The organism is Thermicanus aegyptius DSM 12793 (genome assembly GCF_000510645.1).
GTDB classification, from domain to species: Bacteria; Bacillota; Bacilli; order Thermicanales; family Thermicanaceae; genus Thermicanus; species Thermicanus aegyptius.
Genome location: NZ_KI783301.1, coordinates 2,602,483 through 2,619,141, shown reverse-complemented (window position 1 = coordinate 2,619,141; position 16,659 = coordinate 2,602,483). Strand labels below are relative to the sequence as shown.

General features: G+C 48.4%; 15 protein-coding genes. 7 read left to right on the top strand and 8 right to left on the bottom strand.

The window, feature by feature from the left end:
* Positions 1 to 15 precede the first annotated feature (15 nt).
* From THEAE_RS0113845 to THEAE_RS22670, 5 genes are all read right to left on the bottom strand, one after another.
* Positions 16 to 873 carry a MurR/RpiR family transcriptional regulator gene (locus THEAE_RS0113845; protein WP_028987883.1) on the bottom strand — a complete coding sequence of 286 codons (858 nt, stop codon included), beginning with the start codon at positions 871 to 873 and terminating at the stop codon, positions 16 to 18.
* Positions 863 to 1,588 carry an HAD family hydrolase gene (locus THEAE_RS21060; protein ID WP_245605563.1) on the bottom strand — a complete coding sequence of 242 codons (726 nt, stop codon included), beginning with the start codon at positions 1,586 to 1,588 and terminating at the stop codon, positions 863 to 865. The genes THEAE_RS0113845 and THEAE_RS21060 overlap by 11 nt, the downstream gene beginning before the upstream one ends.
* Before the next feature lie 339 nt (positions 1,589 to 1,927).
* Entirely contained in the window at positions 1,928 to 3,652 is a 1,725-nt protein-coding gene (thiC, locus tag THEAE_RS0113835; protein ID WP_245605562.1) for a phosphomethylpyrimidine synthase ThiC, read from the bottom strand.
* Between the two features lie 264 nt (positions 3,653 to 3,916).
* Complete coding sequence (locus tag THEAE_RS22185; RefSeq protein ID WP_052330026.1) at positions 3,917 to 4,714, bottom strand: FkbM family methyltransferase; 798 nt, start codon at positions 4,712 to 4,714, stop codon at positions 3,917 to 3,919.
* A 10-nt stretch (positions 4,715 to 4,724) separates the two neighbouring features.
* Entirely contained in the window at positions 4,725 to 8,000 is a 3,276-nt protein-coding gene (locus THEAE_RS22670; RefSeq protein WP_084213566.1) for a glycosyltransferase family 4 protein, read from the bottom strand.
* Between the two features lie 138 nt (positions 8,001 to 8,138).
* Here THEAE_RS22670 and THEAE_RS0113820 point away from each other — a divergent pair, with 138 nt between their 5' ends.
* Both THEAE_RS0113820 and THEAE_RS0113815 read left to right on the top strand, forming a co-directional pair.
* The gene (locus tag THEAE_RS0113820) at positions 8,139 to 9,260 is read left to right on the top strand and encodes a glycosyltransferase (protein WP_028987880.1); all 1,122 of its coding nucleotides are present in this window, start codon (positions 8,139 to 8,141) and stop codon (positions 9,258 to 9,260) included.
* 107 nt (positions 9,261 to 9,367) lie between these two features.
* Complete coding sequence (locus tag THEAE_RS0113815) at positions 9,368 to 9,709, top strand: alpha-helical endospore appendage domain-containing protein (RefSeq protein ID WP_028987879.1); 342 nt, start codon at positions 9,368 to 9,370, stop codon at positions 9,707 to 9,709.
* A gap of 41 nt (positions 9,710 to 9,750) precedes the next feature.
* Here THEAE_RS0113815 and THEAE_RS0113810 read toward each other — a convergent pair whose 3' ends face one another.
* Both THEAE_RS0113810 and THEAE_RS0113805 read right to left on the bottom strand, forming a co-directional pair.
* Complete coding sequence (locus THEAE_RS0113810) at positions 9,751 to 10,281, bottom strand: hypothetical protein (protein WP_156920634.1); 531 nt, start codon at positions 10,279 to 10,281, stop codon at positions 9,751 to 9,753.
* Positions 10,251 to 10,580 (bottom strand): alpha-helical endospore appendage domain-containing protein, encoded by a 330-nt coding sequence (locus tag THEAE_RS0113805; RefSeq protein WP_028987877.1) that lies wholly within the window; start codon positions 10,578 to 10,580, stop codon positions 10,251 to 10,253. Before THEAE_RS0113805 ends, THEAE_RS0113810 begins: the two co-directional genes overlap by 31 nt.
* 176 nt (positions 10,581 to 10,756) lie before the next feature.
* Here THEAE_RS0113805 and THEAE_RS0113800 point away from each other — a divergent pair, with 176 nt between their 5' ends.
* From THEAE_RS0113800 to THEAE_RS0113775, 5 genes are all read left to right on the top strand, one after another.
* On the top strand, positions 10,757 to 11,515 hold the full coding sequence (locus THEAE_RS0113800; RefSeq protein ID WP_028987876.1) for an FkbM family methyltransferase: 759 nt from the start codon (positions 10,757 to 10,759) through the stop codon (positions 11,513 to 11,515).
* Between the two features lie 13 nt (positions 11,516 to 11,528).
* On the top strand, positions 11,529 to 12,314 hold the full coding sequence (locus THEAE_RS0113795; protein ID WP_028987875.1) for a class I SAM-dependent methyltransferase: 786 nt from the start codon (positions 11,529 to 11,531) through the stop codon (positions 12,312 to 12,314).
* A gap of 45 nt (positions 12,315 to 12,359) precedes the next feature.
* Complete coding sequence (locus tag THEAE_RS21050; protein ID WP_039944469.1) at positions 12,360 to 13,358, top strand: GDP-mannose 4,6-dehydratase; 999 nt, start codon at positions 12,360 to 12,362, stop codon at positions 13,356 to 13,358.
* The gene (locus THEAE_RS21045) at positions 13,355 to 14,365 is read left to right on the top strand and encodes a sugar phosphate nucleotidyltransferase (RefSeq protein WP_052330024.1); all 1,011 of its coding nucleotides are present in this window, start codon (positions 13,355 to 13,357) and stop codon (positions 14,363 to 14,365) included. Before THEAE_RS21050 ends, THEAE_RS21045 begins: the two co-directional genes overlap by 4 nt.
* A 390-nt stretch (positions 14,366 to 14,755) precedes the next feature.
* Positions 14,756 to 15,589 carry an arginase family protein gene (locus THEAE_RS0113775; protein ID WP_028987874.1) on the top strand — a complete coding sequence of 278 codons (834 nt, stop codon included), beginning with the start codon at positions 14,756 to 14,758 and terminating at the stop codon, positions 15,587 to 15,589.
* Here the strand turns inward: THEAE_RS0113775 and THEAE_RS0113770 are convergent.
* A complete protein-coding gene (locus tag THEAE_RS0113770; RefSeq protein ID WP_028987873.1) occupies positions 15,556 to 16,533 on the bottom strand; it encodes an aldo/keto reductase in 978 nt (325 codons plus the stop codon). The genes THEAE_RS0113775 and THEAE_RS0113770 overlap by 34 nt on opposite strands.
* Positions 16,534 to 16,659: the final 126 nt, after the last annotated feature.

The following is a 16,659-nucleotide window of genomic DNA, read 5'->3' as shown; positions in this document are numbered from 1 at the left end:
GAGGGTCCCTCCTTATTAAATCAATTTCCAATCGCGAAAGAGCTGTTCTTGTTTCTGCAAATTTCGTTTCACCCGCTCGGGTGCCTGATTCGCAACTTCTTGCACCAATAATTGGGCGAGGATCAACGGTGCGGCATAAGAATCGAGAAAACCGAAGCTATCGGTTTTAGCGAATAGAGCAACATCAGCGAACGCATAAAAAGGGGAAATGGGTGCATCTGTAAAGATAATCGTTTGTGTATTCATGGATTTCGCTTCTTGAACCAAACGGTAGGTCGTCTTGCAATAGCGCGGGAATGCAACGGCAATTAAGACATCGCTGCCGGTCAAAAAAGCAACTCGCTCGCTCAACTCACCTCCCGCAGGGAGCAGCATTGTATTCCCTAAAATCAAATTCAACTGATAACTAAGCGGGGCCGAGACCGCAAGCCCTGAACGCCATCCTGCGACATAAACCCGTTCCGCTCCCGTGATCCGTTCTGCCGCGGCACGTATGGCGTCCTCAATATGAGAGAGCGTTTCTTGGATGTTTTGACATTCTAGTCTCATCGTTTGTTCGATATAAGATTTCGGCTCCATGGACTTACGCTGGTTCAGCCGGACCAGTGTCCGATCTACGAGTAATTCCTGTTGTAATGTCTCTCTCAATTGAAAGAAGCTTTTGTACCCCATGGATGCGACGAGTCGATGTACCGTCGCTTCGCTCACGCCCGCTTCAATGCCAATCTCTTTCGCCGTCAGAATAGCCGCCAAGTTTGAATGGCTCCGAATCCAGGCCGCCGCTTTCTTTTGTGAAGGGCTTAAGCGTTCATACACATGATCGATTCGATGTCGAACCGTTTGAAATGGAGTCTCAGGAGAATTAGATGGCATGTTCCAACCGCTCTCCATTCAGTTGTAAAAGTTGGATCAACTCCCTGATATCTGCGATAACGGGATGATGATCGATCTCCTCGATGCCAAGGCGTCCAAAACGGTTAATCAAAACCGTATCGATCCCTGCTTTTTTTGCGCCCGCCACATCGTCGTAATAATTATCACCCACGTATAGAACCTCTTCCGGACTGCACTGTGCCCGCTTTACCATCTCGTTGAAAATCTTGGGATCCGGTTTTTGTATCCCCAGTTCGGCGGAGATCAACAGGTCATCGAAATAGGGGGCAAGGCCCAGGCGCTCGATCAGGGAGCGGGCGCCGTTATCCCAGTTGGATAGCAAGATCAGCCGATAGCCCGCCTTTTTTAGTTCTTTCAGGACAGATTCCGTCCAAGGGAATAGCTCCCAAAATGACTCCCGGTCCTGATGGGCAAAGAAATATTGCGTTTGTTTTACCAAATCAAACTGGAGCTCTAAGTGATAGTTCACGATTCCCAGCCACCATGGATAGAAGGTTTTAGCCGGTTTTCCCAGAGCACCGGGGAAAAGACGCATAAATGTTTTATCTGCCAGGTGGAAGGCTTTTTCGATCGACTGAATCGAAAGCTCAATTCCGTTTTCTTTCAAGAATCCTTGATAGATGCGTTCACGCCTATTGCGGACCAAGGTGTAACCAAGATCAAAGCCGATCACTTTGAGACGTTGTAAATTCAAACAGACTCTCCTTTCTCGTCTTGTATTGAAGGAAATCATTCAGACGGGAATATTCTGTAGGAAATCCTTCAATGACATCTTAACCGAGTTATGTATCGTCAGGATGAAGAGAACGTAAAGTTTTGTTAAGATGAAGTTAAGGAATGGTTAAAGGCAGCATAAATTTTTCGAAAAAAAGGGTTTTTACTCATCGATCATTTCGCATGATAACTTCGGTGGGCTGTTTCAAACAAAAAAACCCGAACCACTATAGTGTGGAACGGGATGTTATTTTTTGTGTAAGTTTTTAAGAAGAAGTGGGACATAAAAGTCAAATGACTTAAGCGACATCTCTTCATCTTATTGGTAGATCGAAGAACCTTTTTGGACAAATTCGTCCGCCTTTTCTTCCATGCCCTTCTTAACCGCTTCTTCCGGATTAAGCCCTTTTTTCTCCGCATATTCCCGAATATCCTGCGTGATGCGCATACTGCAGAATTTGGGGCCGCACATGGAGCAGAAATGAGCGGTTTTGGCCGCCTCGGCGGGGAGGGTCTCATCATGGTATTCCCTGGCCCGCTCGGGGTCAAGGGACAGATTAAACTGATCTGTCCAGCGGAACTCAAAACGTGCTTTGGAGAGGGCATCATCCCACTTTTGCGCCCCGGGATGGCCTTTGGCCAGGTCGGCTGCGTGGGCTGCGATCTTGTAGGCGATCACTCCTTCTTTCACGTCCTCTTTATTGGGAAGGCCCAAGTGCTCCTTTGGCGTCACATAACAGAGCATCGCCGTGCCATACCAGCCGATCATGGCTGCCCCAATGGCGGAAGTGATGTGGTCATAACCGGGAGCGATATCCGTGGTCAAGGGACCTAACGTGTAGAACGGGGCTTCATGACAAATTCTTTGCTGCATCTCCACGTTTTCTTTGATTTTGTGCATCGGGACATGCCCCGGTCCTTCGATCATCACTTGGACATCATATTCCCAGGCGATGGTGGTCAGTTCGCCCAAGGTGGTCAGTTCGGCAAACTGCGCTTCATCGTTGGCATCGGCGATGGAGCCGGGCCTGAGCCCATCCCCTAGGGAGAGGGAAATATCATAGGTTCTTAAAATCTCACAGATTTCACGGAAATGGGTATAGAGGAAGTTCTCTTCATGATGGGCAAGGCACCAGGCAGCCATGATGGAGCCACCTCGGGATACAATGCCTGTTACCCGTCTTGCGGTCAATGGAATATAGCGCAAGAGGAGACCGGCGTGGATGGTGAAATAATCGACCCCCTGTTCCGCTTGTTCGATTAAGGTGTCGCGGTAGATGTCCCATGTTAATTCTTCCGGTTTTCCTCCTACTTTTTCCAACGCTTGATAGATCGGGACCGTTCCCACCGGTACAGGAGAGTTGCGAAGGATCCATTCCCGCGTGGCGTGAATGTTTTTTCCGGTGGAGAGATCCATGATCGTATCGGCGCCCCATCGGATCGCCCACGTCATTTTTTCCACTTCTTCTTCAATGGAAGAGGTAACGGCTGAGTTGCCGATATTGGCATTAATCTTGGTATAAAAATGTTTGCCGATGATCATCGGTTCCGATTCCGGGTGGTTGATGTTGGCGGGGATGATGGCCCGCCCGCGGGCTACTTCTTCGCGGACAAACTCAGGGCTCACATTTTCTCGTATCGCGATAAACTCCATCTCCGGAGTAATGATTCCTTTTTTGGCGTAGTGCATCTGGGTCACCGTTTTTCCCGGTTTGGCCCGCAGGGGATGACGGCTTGGAAAGGGAAACGGATTTATATGCTCATTTTTTTCCCCGGAATGAAACCGATCATCCGCCGGATTTACCGGACGACCGGGATACTCCTCCACATCTCCCCGTTCCAAGATCCACTTCTGACGCAATTGTGGTAATCCCTTGCGCACATCGATGGCCACATCAGGATCCGTGTACGGACCGCTCGTATCGTAGAGGAGCAATGGTTCGTTGGGGGTTTCTCCGTTGAGATGACGGGTGGGGGATAGCTCGATCCTACGCATGGGAACCAATAGATCAGGGCGTGACCCTTGGAGATATACTTTTTTCATCTTATCTTTCCTCCTTCTTTTAACTTCGGTAATAAAAAAAACCATACGCCAAGACGCATGGTTTCTTTTCTGTGATCGGTTGATGAACGCGATCCATTCCCTACGCTGGCATTATCCAGATCAGGTTATCGGTCGGCGGCAGAGAACTCCGCCCTCTCAGCCTGGCTTCCTCCAAGCTCCCGTTTTCTTATGCGGTTGTTGACCTCATGGTAGCATATTTATCTTTTGGAATCAATTCATTGTATAGAAATTCCCGTTTCGATTTCAATTCCCTTTGATAATCAGCAGGTCAAAATGCGTCGCTTCGCTCGTCATTTCGACTAAACTGCCGGGAGTAACGCTTTGAAGCGTTTGATCGTGCCGAATGATGTAAAGCTCAAAGTTCCGCGCCGTGATGTGATTCAGAATCGCTTCGCAGTCGTGTCCCTGCATTTGCCAGGCTTTCTGGTTATATTCCATAAAAAGTTTCGATTCTCCGCTCCGTTCCATGATGTCCAGCACTTCGTCCAAAATGAGCGGCTCCGCCCCTTCAATGTCCATTTTGATCACATCCGCTTTCAAACCGGGGAGTCTGTCGCTCAGCTTGACCGCGGGAACGCGTACGGGCTGAATGGTATCCACATGCTGCAGCGGCTTAAGCAGATGTTCGAACATACTGGCTGAAGCCGTCAAGTGTGCGGGAGCGTACAGAATGATTTCCTCATTTCGATCGCTCAGAGCGAAGGGATGAATCTCCAGATGGTTAAATCCGTTAATCAATTTGCTTTTGATGAGGTTTTCATGATGAAAAGGATTGGGCTCAAACGCATGAACGCGCCCTGACGGACCGGTCAGCTGGGCTGCCAGCAAGGAATAGTAGCCGCAATTGGCCCCGATATCCAGCACGGTCACCCCTGGAGATAGACTCGCCACAAACACCTCCGTAATCCAGCTCTCCCACAATCCGTCGGCAATGATATGGGCCGTCAAGCTTAATTCCCGGGTATCCAGAAATATTTTTGGTCCGTACTTGAGCTGTGTCAAATAGGTGTAATTCCCCAAATATGCACTGACGCGATCCATAAAGCATCCCTCATTCCAAATAATTTCGGATCAGATGATCGAACCGGTTATAAATGATCCGGCCTACTTCTTTCAAAGAAAAACGAGGGAAGAGACTCTTTCTCGCTTCTTTCGCCTTTTCTTTCGCCCGGTCCCTGTGCCGGTAAACTTCCAGCAGAAGCATTTTTAAATGTTCCACGCTCGGTTCCGCCCACATATGGCCGTGAAAGTGTGGAGGCATGCTGTCCGGTACCGGTGTCATACGTTCCACCTCGATCAAATAACTGTTTTTCTCATTCATAAACTCGAGATGCCCGCTCCAGTTCGTGCCGATGACGGGAATTTCCAAAGCCATCGCTTCCATAAAAGGCCTTCCCCATCCCTCGCCCCGGGTAGGCAGTACAAAGGCGTCGCAGGCGGCGTACAGCCCGATCATTTCTTCTTCCGACATGCGGGAATCGATCACCATGATGTGGGGAAGATGCTTTAAACCGCTCTTCTTTTTCATTTGTTCAACCACTTGATTCACCTGAGCGGCAGGTTCGTTGATTTTGCTCAATTTCAGCACCAGGGAGACGTCGTCTTCACTTGTGAAACTTTCTAAATAAGCTTTTAAGAGGAGATCCCATCCTTTCCGAATGCTCCAATCGAAAACGGATAACAGCTTGAAACGGCGGGCTTCAGGAAGAGGATAGGGCTTAACTTGCAGGGGATGGTATTTGGTTTCGTCAATCGTCCCGGGCACAATGTGAATTTTCTCTGCCATTACACCGGCGTTTGCAAACGTCTCCTGGTTAAACGTTGAGGGCACCCACACCTCCGTCAGTTCATTCAGTTTGTGAACCCATTCTATGGGCAAGCGGTCGGTCTCGAACATCGTGCGTCCGACGGACAACGGAGCCCGGGAGAGCGCGAACAGGTTGGCGGGAGCTGCCTGATAATGGATGAGCGGGCTTTCTTTCAGTATGGCACGGTGGGCGTATATCTCGTCGTTTTGCTCCTCCTGAGAGCCTGTAGGCGCATCCCAAGCGTTCAATTGAATGAGCAACGGATACGGTTGCAAGCTTTTCAAAAAGTGTCTCTGTTCCGAAGCGTAGCCGGAAGCGTTGTAGAAAGGAGATTGCCAGAGAACGCCAAAACCCCCGTATTGGAAGATCGTAAATTCTCCCTCTTGCCGGCCTCCCATGCTCCTCATGGGATGTTTTCCATTTTCATTCCACCCGCCGTAATCGAACAAGGAACGGAGTGCAAGATAGGCCTGATTGGCCGGGTCGTTGCTGTGAAGGATCACCTTTCCGCCGGGTCTTATGTTGCGCATGCACCATTGATACCATTGGATGCAACCGTCAAGCGGGCTTTGTTTTCCCAGGAAAAAGATGGCGCCGTTCCAATCGTTCCTTTCCTCGTTCTCATGCGCTTCCGACCGTTCAGGAAGACTTGAAGATGCTGTAGAAATGATCCGCACCAGTTGTCCGGGCATATAGAGCGAATTCCAAATTCTTCTTTGAAAAACAAAGATGTGCGGATAGACGGTCTCGTCCCCGGCGGATACCCACCGGACATCTTGATTCCGTTCTGTCGATTCCAACAGGCGCCGGCTGAAGTCAAGAAGGGGTTTCATCTGGTTTTTGAGTGCAAGTTGGCGTTTCCTCAGATGCTCCAGACGCAGTTTGGCGGACTGAAGCCGGCTGTCATAGATTAACGCCTTGTTATACATCTCTTTGGCTTTCACGTCATCGTTTAACGCCGAATACGCGTCCCCGAGCTCCTGATGGATCGATCCCAAGAGAACATGTGAAGATCGAACCGCCGAATGAAGATAAGGAATTTTGAGCGCGTGGATCTCGGGATTCGATTCACCCGCTTTCCGAAAAGCGTCGATGGCCAATGCCCACGATTGAATCCCGCTGTAACAAAGGGCCAATAAAGCCCAGACCTGTGAGTACAAAAAATGGTTGACCTTGCCTTTCTCTTTTTCCAACTCGCGGGATAAAGGGGCAAGGAGACCGATGGCAGGCAAGTACTTTTCCTGCCGCATGTAGAGATGCGCGGCTTGTAACCGTACCCGGAGGGCATTCGGGAAGACCTGCAGGAGTGCCTGCAATTTTCCGAGCGCCTGTTCCGATTGATTGTCGGCCAAGTCCTTTTCCACCCATTCGATCTCCGTACGAAGGATATCGTCGGGGTTCCAGGAGAGGGGCTTCTGCCGCGCTTGAATGGTTTCCAAAGCTTTCCGTACGGTTTCTGCCGTTTTGTTCCAGGTAAAACGGGAGCCAACATACACGCTGGCGCGTTTTCCCATTTCGGCCAACTTGTCTTTGTTTTCGTATGCGAACCGCATTTGATGTCGAAGGTCATTCAAATCGGGCTCAATCCACCATGGGAAGTCAACCGTTTCCATCGCGCCGACTTTTCTGTCGTCCTGTCTCTGTTCTTTGGCGTGAATGAACAGGGCATGTTCCTCGCCGAACATTTCCGCTGCCGGTCCCAGCCCCGGTACGATGACCGGCGTTCCGCAAGCCGCCGATTCAACCATCGGGAGGCCGAATCCTTCTCCTCTGTAAGGAAACACCGAACAATCGCAGGAGCGGTACAGAGAGGCCAATTGTTCAGGTGTCAACTGCTCGTTGATATATTGGATGGCCGGGGAGAGGGGATTCGCTTCGGCTTCACGAATGCGTTGTTCCATCGTTATTCCTTGATAATGCGTATCCACTCCATGGTCTTTGACGATAAGACAGACGGGCTCTTCTTTTTTAAATTCCGCCAGGTAGGCCTTAAGAAGCAGATCAAAACCTTTTCGGGCAATCGTCCCGCCGACATAGAGAAACCGAAAGCGGCCATCTCCTTCAAAGAATGTGGGCTGTACGTCGGGATGAAATACCAGTTCATCGACGCCCAGCGGAATGACGCGGATTTTTTCTTCAGGCAAGCCCGATTTGACGTAGCCATCTTTGTTGTACCGGCTGTATACCCAGATCTCGTCCATCCAATATTTCATAGGAACGTACCAGGAGACCGGGATGGCGCCGAATTCCCATGGGATCATGGAAATCCATCGGCCGGCCGAATCGGGCCGTACCATTCTTGGAGGCCATTGATGCGACACGTAGATGTCAGCGGGTTTTTCGGAATGTCGGGCATGATTCGGATCAAGCATGGAGACCGGCTGTAATTCCGGAGTGATCAGCCGCCATGTGAGACGGGTATCGTTTTGTAAGCGGGAAACAATTTGCCGGTTTACCATGGCCAAGCTTTGGTTTTCAAAAAACTTCCCTTCCCAGGCGATCGTGAATAGTTCCGCCATCAAGCTTCACCCTCGAACACGAACTGGAATGAAACGGATATATCATCATATGTAACGGGGCTTGCACAAGTATGGGCTTCACTTTGCGCGTTGATTACACATATTCTGATGTAAAAAGGAGAGGAAGGAGTGTTCTTTTTGAGCGACTCAGTACGATTATCCCTTTGCATGATTGTCAAAAATGAGGCGGATTGCATCGCCAGGTGTCTGGAGAGCGCCGGACCTCTCGTCGATGAAATCATTGTTGTGGATACGGGTTCCACCGATGGAACCGATGCCATATGCCGGTCTTTGGGGGCAAAAGTATTTTCTTTCAGGTGGAATGACGATTTTTCCGAAGCGCGCAATTATAGCCTCTCCCTGGCGCAGGGAGAATGGATTTTATGGCTCGACGCGGACGAGGAGATCGAGGCAAGCCCGGATGAGTTGCGGGAACTGACTGCGTCCGAAGCCTATGATCTGTACTCCTTTCGGTTAAACAATTATTACGGAGCCCGGGCGGATCGGAACCAAGTGATTACGATCGCACATCCGCGGTTGTTCCGGAACCGGATCGGATTCCGCTTTCACCAACGAATCCATGAAACGCTCAATGTGGAGGAAGTCTTGCCCGGACCCGATCAGAAGGAGCGGATTGGGTCCGCACCCATTACGATATGGCATTATGGCTATTTGGATGATTACGTGAAAAAGAAGGGGAAGGCGGAGCGGAATCTCTCTCTATTAAAAGAGGAAGTGGCTAAAAACGAAAACGATCCTTGGCTTCATTATCATTTGGCGGCCGAATATTACCGCGCTCAAAAATTTAACTTATCGTTCCAGCATGTGAACCGGTCGATCATCTTGTTTATTTTGGCCAACCAGACTCCGCCTTCGCTGCTCTACAAATTGAAATATTCTATTTTGCTCAGCATGAGAAGCTTCGAGGGCGCATACCCGGCGATTGAAAAAGCCATAGCGCTGTATCCCGATTATGTCGACCTGATTTTTTATAAAGCCGTCATTTTGCTTCATCTCGACAAACCCTTGGAAGCCATAGGCGCACTGGATCGCTGTCTGGAAATCGGAGAGCAAAACCTGAAGCATTTGACGCAGAAAGGGTTAGGAAGCTTTCAGGCTTGGTATTGCAAAGGGTTATGCTACGAAAAATTGAACGATTTGGAAACGGCGGAAAGATGTTACCGGAATGCCTTGGCGTTAACCCCAAACCATTCGGAAGCCGAAGCGGCCTTGGTCCGTTTGAAACGCGACTCGAATTAGACGGTTGGCATCGTACAAGAGCCGAGTCGCAAACCTTACGGAAGAATAGGATATAGTGGTTGATATCCTAATGCATCAACATTCTATTGGATGAAAGAGGTGAACCGATGACCCAAGCAAGTATCCCGAATATTACACCCAGTGTCAGCATTACCGTTGGTCAGACGATCCCCTTGTTATTATCTTCCATTGCCCTTGAAGAATTGGCTCTGGCGCATATTATGAACGCGGAGGCGGAGAAACTGCAATTCGTATTGGGAACACTTACCCCAACGACCTCTACGTTGACTCCGGCAGAAGTGACCATTTCGAATTTGCTGTTTGTCGATCAAAGTGTCCGCAGAACCTTGGAAGACGTCATTAAAAAGGAAATGCTGCTCCAATTCAAATTTGACAACATTCTGGACTTGATTCAAGTCTCGCCAACCTTTCCGATCGTAGGGACATAAAAGGGTAATGGGGAAGTTATCGGATCAATAAGATTGTTTCGTCACGATTTTCTTCTGCGAACGAAAGTAGGATTGATCCAAGGTCTGGTGTTTACCGCTGTAGTAAGGATCCTGTTTACAATATTTCTCTTTTTATCCTTGTACCGGTTGATTTCCAAGAGTATCTCCCGTATTTTCCTCCAATCCTCCGGCCGTGACCATAGCGGGCGAATGGTTTCCAAGGCGTCGGCCTCATTGAGGCCGTACGCCGATCCATCCGACGAATCACCGATCATGTAACCCGAATCATTTAACGTCTCGAACTTTTTTAATAACTGTGTCTGCAGAGAGAGAATTGAGTTTAGACAGCTTAAGGTGCTGTACCGAATCGATCCTGCCGCCGTCCGGTTCCATTCCCCGTCTAATTGCATTCTTTTCTGCAAAGCCGTATGAAAGTCTATATAAGATTTGATCATGCCAAACAACGATTTCTCCAGTTCATCCAGAGAATCTCCATAGGCTTTCAAACTTACGACATCCGGTTTCCCGATTCCACCTACCTTCATTCCTCCTCGCATATCTCGATCGGACATGGCAGCGACTCCTCTTTCAAAAAAATGATGTTTTCCAATTTACGAAGCAGCAACCACTCTTTCATAACGATTACTTCCAAAAACTTGCTCGTTTCACGATTGAATTTGGCAATTTCCGCATTTGTCGGGCAAGTAGGGAAATCCAGTTTTTTGCCCACAAAAGCCTGTATTTTCTCCGATTCCGCATTTAACAGATGTGACAACGCGATCTCTTCCAGTGCGATGGAATGAAGCAAATCTATGATGACTTCTTTCATCGTGGGCATGGATTTCCCTACCGGATGATCCGGTAAACTCATTCTCCCCTGTACCTCCTTCGCATTCAAATAGGCCATCGTCACAAATGGTTATCATAGTATATGCATGTATGGCAATTCTGTTCCTGAACAATGGCCCGTTGATTTGCCTGAAAATGGGCCCGATACTAACCTTTTTTTGTTGCTCGTTATCGAAACATGAGGTAAGAAGGGATAACATGATTAGACCCGTTTATTATGTGGAGGATCACACCGTTCTCACGGCTTTGTACTACGGGCCGAAGATCTATTTGGATCCAAGGGACATTATTCAAGCAAACATCATGTATTATGGTTTTTGGGAAAAATGGGTTAGCGATGCGTTTCTCGATCGTTTAAAACCCGGCATGACGGTATTGGATATAGGCGCGCATTGCGGTTATTATTCTTTGCTGGCGGCAATGAAGGTCGGAAAGAGCGGAAAAGTTCATGCGTTTGAACCGAATGCCAAAATGGTTGAAAACGTGAAAAAGAGCCTCATGATAAACGGTTTTCGCCAGGTAGACTGGCATCCCTTGGCGTTATCTGATCAGGCCGGGACGGCACGGCTTGTTGTTCCGGAAACCGGGGGAGGCGCTCTGATTGCGACGGAAGCTTCGGAACATCAACAGGTCGATACCGTGATTTTATCCGACTACTTGCCGGAGTGTAAGGCGGATGTGATCAAGATCGATGTGGACGGGTCGGAACCTCGGATCCTGAATTCTTTGTATAAACTGATCGAACGCTCCGACCATCCCACCATTTTTATGGAGTATTGTCCCGTTCTCTGGCGGATGCAGAGCTTCGATCCGAAGGAACGTCTACAAAACTTCATTCATTTTGGTTATGCCTTTTACGTTTTGGAACATAACGGAAACCGGACTTCGATCGACTTTGATCAGTTGATTGCTTTCGATCGAAACGAACATCTTGACCTGCTCATAAAAAAAGCGTAAAGGAAGAGGCATGATGTTGCAGTCGAAATTATGCCAAGCGGCAGATTTTCACTCAGATTGGTTTCGCAATGCGTCCGAACGAATGAAGGAACCTTTCCGATACCATCGGAAATTATGGGAGTTCTGTTTTATTTACCAGGCACTCCTGGAACGGGGCATGCTGATCCCAGGCAATCACGGCCTGGGATTTGGTGTCGGGCGTGAACCGTTGCCCGCGCTTTTTGCCTCCCATGGATGTAAGATCACGGCGACCGACTTGCCGGTGCATAAAGCCGTGGAACAGGGATGGGTTGGCAGCAACCAGCATACTTCCGATGTAGAGGGTTTGAATGAAAGAGGTTTATGTCCGCCCGATGATTTTGCCCGACTCGTCTTTTTCCAACCTCTGGATATGAACGAAATTGACGAGAGTTATTATGGAAAATATGATTTTACCTGGTCTTCATGTGCTTTTGAGCATTGCGGATCCATCGAGCTGGGAAAGAGGTTTATCATCAATCAGGCCAAATGTTTAAAGCCCGGAGGAACGGCTGTGCATACGACGGAATTCAACCTTTCTTCCAATGATAAAACCATCGGGACCGGCCCGGTCGTTCTATTCCGCAAGCAAGACATCGAATCGATGGCAGAAGAATTGAACAAATCGGGCTATTCCATGGAAGTCGATTTTACGGTCGGAACACTCCCTTTGGAAAGATATATCGATTTTCCCCCTTATCACGAGGATTATCATCTGAAGTTGTTGATCGGAGGCTATGTCTCCACCTCGATCGGTCTCATCATAACCAGAGATGCGTAAACGATAAATGGGATGTTAAGGCATAGGCAAAAAGGAGATTTGTTGATGAAAACCGCATTGATTACCGGAATTACCGGACAGGACGGCGCATATCTGGCGGAATTTCTGCTCAAGAAAGGATACCATGTTTTGGGTATGCTGCCTCAGCGTAGTTCTACCTCCTTATGGAGACTTGACGATCTGGGGATCACCGAACAAATCCGCTTTGTCCCGGGAGATGTGACGGATATTTCTTCTATGCTGAAAATAATAAAACAATACAAACCGGGCGAAATCTATAATCTCGCGGCACAAAGTTTTGTCGGAAGTGCGTGGCAACAACCGATATTAACCTGTAATGTGACGGGTATGGGTGTTCTGAATTTGTTGGAAGCGGTGCGCCTATCTCAATGCGACTGTAAAATTTATCAAGCATCTTCGAGTGAAATGTTCGGTTTTGTTCAACAACCCGTTCAGGATGAAAGAACGCCATTTTATCCCCGGAGTCCTTACGGGGTCGCCAAGTTGTTCGGCCATTGGATGACCGTGAATTACCGGGAAAGCTACGGTTTTTTTGCCTGCAGCGGGATTTTGTTCAACCATGAATCTCCGCTAAGAAGTTTGCATTTTGTCACCAGAAAGGTAACCCATGCCGTCGCGAGGATCGTTCATGGACTTCAGAGCAAAGTGAAGCTCGGAAATCTTGACGCATCCCGGGATTGGGGATTTGCCGGCGATTACGTGGAAGCCATGTGGTTGATGCTGCAGCAAGACAAACCCGACGATTTTGTGATCGCCACGGGAAGAGCCGTTTCCGTGCGGCACATGTGTCAAACGGCTTTTGACTGCGTTGGCCTGGATTATTCTGATTACGTTGAAACGGATCCCACATTGTTCAGACCTGCCGAGGTGGACACCTTGCTTGGAGATCCCTCAAAAGCTAAAAAAATATTAGGGTGGGAAGCAAAAACAAGCTTCGAAGAGACGATCCGAATGATGGTGGAGGCAGATTTGAAAAGGGTGAGGGAACAATTCGGTCCGAAGAAAGGAACTCATGCGCCATGAGAATGATCGTTCTTTCGGGAGGGACGGGAAAAAGGCTCTGGCCTCTGTCTCATCCCTCTTTCCCCAAGCAATTCATTCGACTTTTTGATGACGGAAAAGGGCAGCTCGAATCCATTCTTCAACGAAACCTACGTTTGTTGCAGACGGTAACGGTAGCGGATCATATTTTCGTCTCCTCGGTGGCTTCCCAATATGATTTGTTAACCGCTCAAATCCCCAGAGAGATTTCCATCATTTTGGATCCGTACGGAAGGGATACGTTTCCGGCGATCGCTCTGGCCTGCGCTTACTTGTATACAGAAAAAGGAATGACATGGGAGGAAATCGTTTGTTTCTCTCCGGCGGATCTTTATGTGGAAGAGACGTTTTATCAAGATATTCTGGAACTGGAGCGAATGATCGACTGGACCCGAACCTCTGTCGTTTTGGCGGGAGTCGAACCGACGGGTCCACTGGATAAATACGGCTATATTGTACCCGGCCAGCCGGAGTCGAACATGAAGATATATCCAGTGGAGCGGTTCATTGAGAAGCCGGACAGGGAGCTTGCCCGCGACCTCATCTCCCGGCATGCCTTATGGAACAGCGGCGTATTCGTATTTCCCCTCGGTTTTGTCATCGAGCATCTGAAAGCGTATGGTTTTCCTACGGATTATAGAGAATTAAGGGAGAAGTATCATAGGCTCCCGAAAATCAGTTTTGATTATGCGATTCTCGAAAAAACAAAGAACATTCAGGTGATGACATACGGTGGACAATGGTTTGATGTCGGCAGCAGGGAACAAATGATTCAATTGTTGAACCCCTCTTCCATCGGGTCAAAGATGATCTGTCATCAAACCCGCGAATCATATGTCGTCAATACGTCGAGTCTTCCTCTAATTGTCATCGGCGTCTCCAACCTCTTGATAGCCGTTAGCGACCAGGGGATATTAATCGCGGACAAAACGAAAACCGACAAAGTGAAAACTCTCTTGGAACAACACCAGTACGGCGGATTCCCTTGATTCCACGATCGCTTTATAGTATGGTAAAGCTAAGCAAGAAAAGAAAGGGTGATCCCCATCCAATGATCCATTCCTTCTGTTCGCAAGAGAGTCGTTCCTTGAGCATATACGGATTGAAGGGCCCGTACGGAGCGAAAGTTCTCTCTGAACAGGATGGTATGGCTGTGGTGATCCTATGCGAAAGAGCCCCTTTTCTCTCCGTGTTGGAGAACGGTATCTCTTTTGCTAAGCCTTAAACCTCCTGTCCAGATCGTGGATTGGGGGGGTTTTTTAATAAGAACGAAATGGTGGCTTGTGAGAAAAAATGATTGCTCCTGACGTAACGCGAAGTTGTAGAGCAGAGTTGCCGGGAAAAACAACACGCTCAACAAATGAGGGGAGTGTGAACCAATGAATCTCCAAGTCACGGTTTTGAACTTTGATGAAACCTATAAGTTTCAAAGACAGTTTAAACGCCCCATTTATGAGTGGATTGATCTTTCCGATATTCGCAGCACGAATCGGTATTGTGAAATGGATTCACTTTCAAAAATCCAGCAAAGAGTGAAAAAACGGAAAAACAGGGGCATTACCTTCCTGGGGAGTGGAAATTACCATTATGTCTCTCTGCTGTTTTTATCTGAAATTGCCGAACCTTTTACGTTAATCTTGTTTGACCATCATACCGATATGATGGAAGCTCCTTCCTGCTCAATCATCTCTTGTGGTTCATGGGTCTTACAGGCGCTCGACCGTCTCCCGATGCTTCATAAAGTGATCATCGTAGGTGCGGAGAAGGAATTAGAGAATCAGATTCCTCCGCATATGCGGGAAAAAGTTTCGATGTTTTTGAACGAATCTTCAGGAACCATCGATTCGCTAAGCCACAGGATCGTTTCTCACATTCCAACAAGAACTGTTTATATCAGCATCGACAAGGATGTGTTAGATCGAACTGAAGTTGTCACCGATTGGGACCAAGGAAACATGAAAATTCATGAGCTTGTTCGGCTGGTGAGATCCATTTTGTCTCATTATACCGTTTCCGGCGTGGATATCTGCGGAGAATATCCGCTCTCTCCTCTGGAAATCCTTCAGGCGGAGAGCGAACCATGCATTCGGAAAAATGAATTGGCCAACCGCCTGATTTTGGATACGATCATGAATTCCTGTGAGGGGGCACTTCCATCAGGACAATCCGTATGTTCATCTTACGGAAGAGCTTTCCCCCGTGAACTTACATAAAGGGTGTACCATTCCTCTCGGGTCATGAGCTGTGATTGTCTTTCGGCATCTTTACAGGCTACTATGCGATCCGGATTGGCGGTGCCAATCACCGGCTGGATCATGGCAGGATGCTTCATCAACCAGCCCAGGACGATGGCTTCCGGGGTTGTTTCTTTTTCGGAAGCCATTTGCTGAACGAGGTGCGCTGTTTTCCGTATATTTTCCGGTTCGTCCGTGAGCGGCCGTCCGGAGAATCTCCCTTGTGCGAGGGGCCCCCAAGCTTGAATCTGGATTTTTTCCATTTGACAATGCTCCAACAGTCCTTCGGAAAAATGGACCGCTGTTCCGGCTTTTTGATTCACGTGGACACCTTCGTCCAGAAAGTCCAATCGAGCCAAGCTGAGTTCAAGCTGGTTAACCGCTATGCGATCCGGTAGTGCCTGCTGTAAGAAGCGTATTTGGGCCGCGTTCATGTTGGAGACGCCAAAATAACGCACTTTGCCTGAAGATTTTAGCTTTCCTAACGCTTCCGCCACCTCTTCCGGATCCATCAACGGGTCGGGGCGATGGAGAAGCAGGACATCCAAATACTCAATCCCAAGCCGTTGCAAGCTTCCGTCCACTTCCTTTAAAATATGTTCCTTAGAGAAGTCGTACCGTCCGGGAACCGACCCTTCGGCGAAACGAATTCCGCACTTTGATTGAATCACGATTTTTTCCCTTAATCCGGGTTTTCTTTTCAACACGCGGCCGAAGGTCTCCTCCGCTTTCCCCCTCGTATAAATATTGGCATGATCGAACATAGAGATGCCGATTGAGAGCGCCGCATCAACCGCCCTTTCCGCTTGAAGAATATCCTCTTCTGTAATCTCATTTCGACTCCATTCTCCTCCGAACGACATGCACCCAAGAACAAGCCGACTGGTGGAGATCCCCCGTTCGGCTAACGGCATCCTTTTCATGGTAACCCTCCCGGCTGGTATCTTTTATCCGATACCTATCATTATACTCCAAGAATGCTTGTGAGGATAGGTGAAGAGGCCATTCTTTTCTTTCGGAAACCAAAATAGTCTAATTATTATTGATTT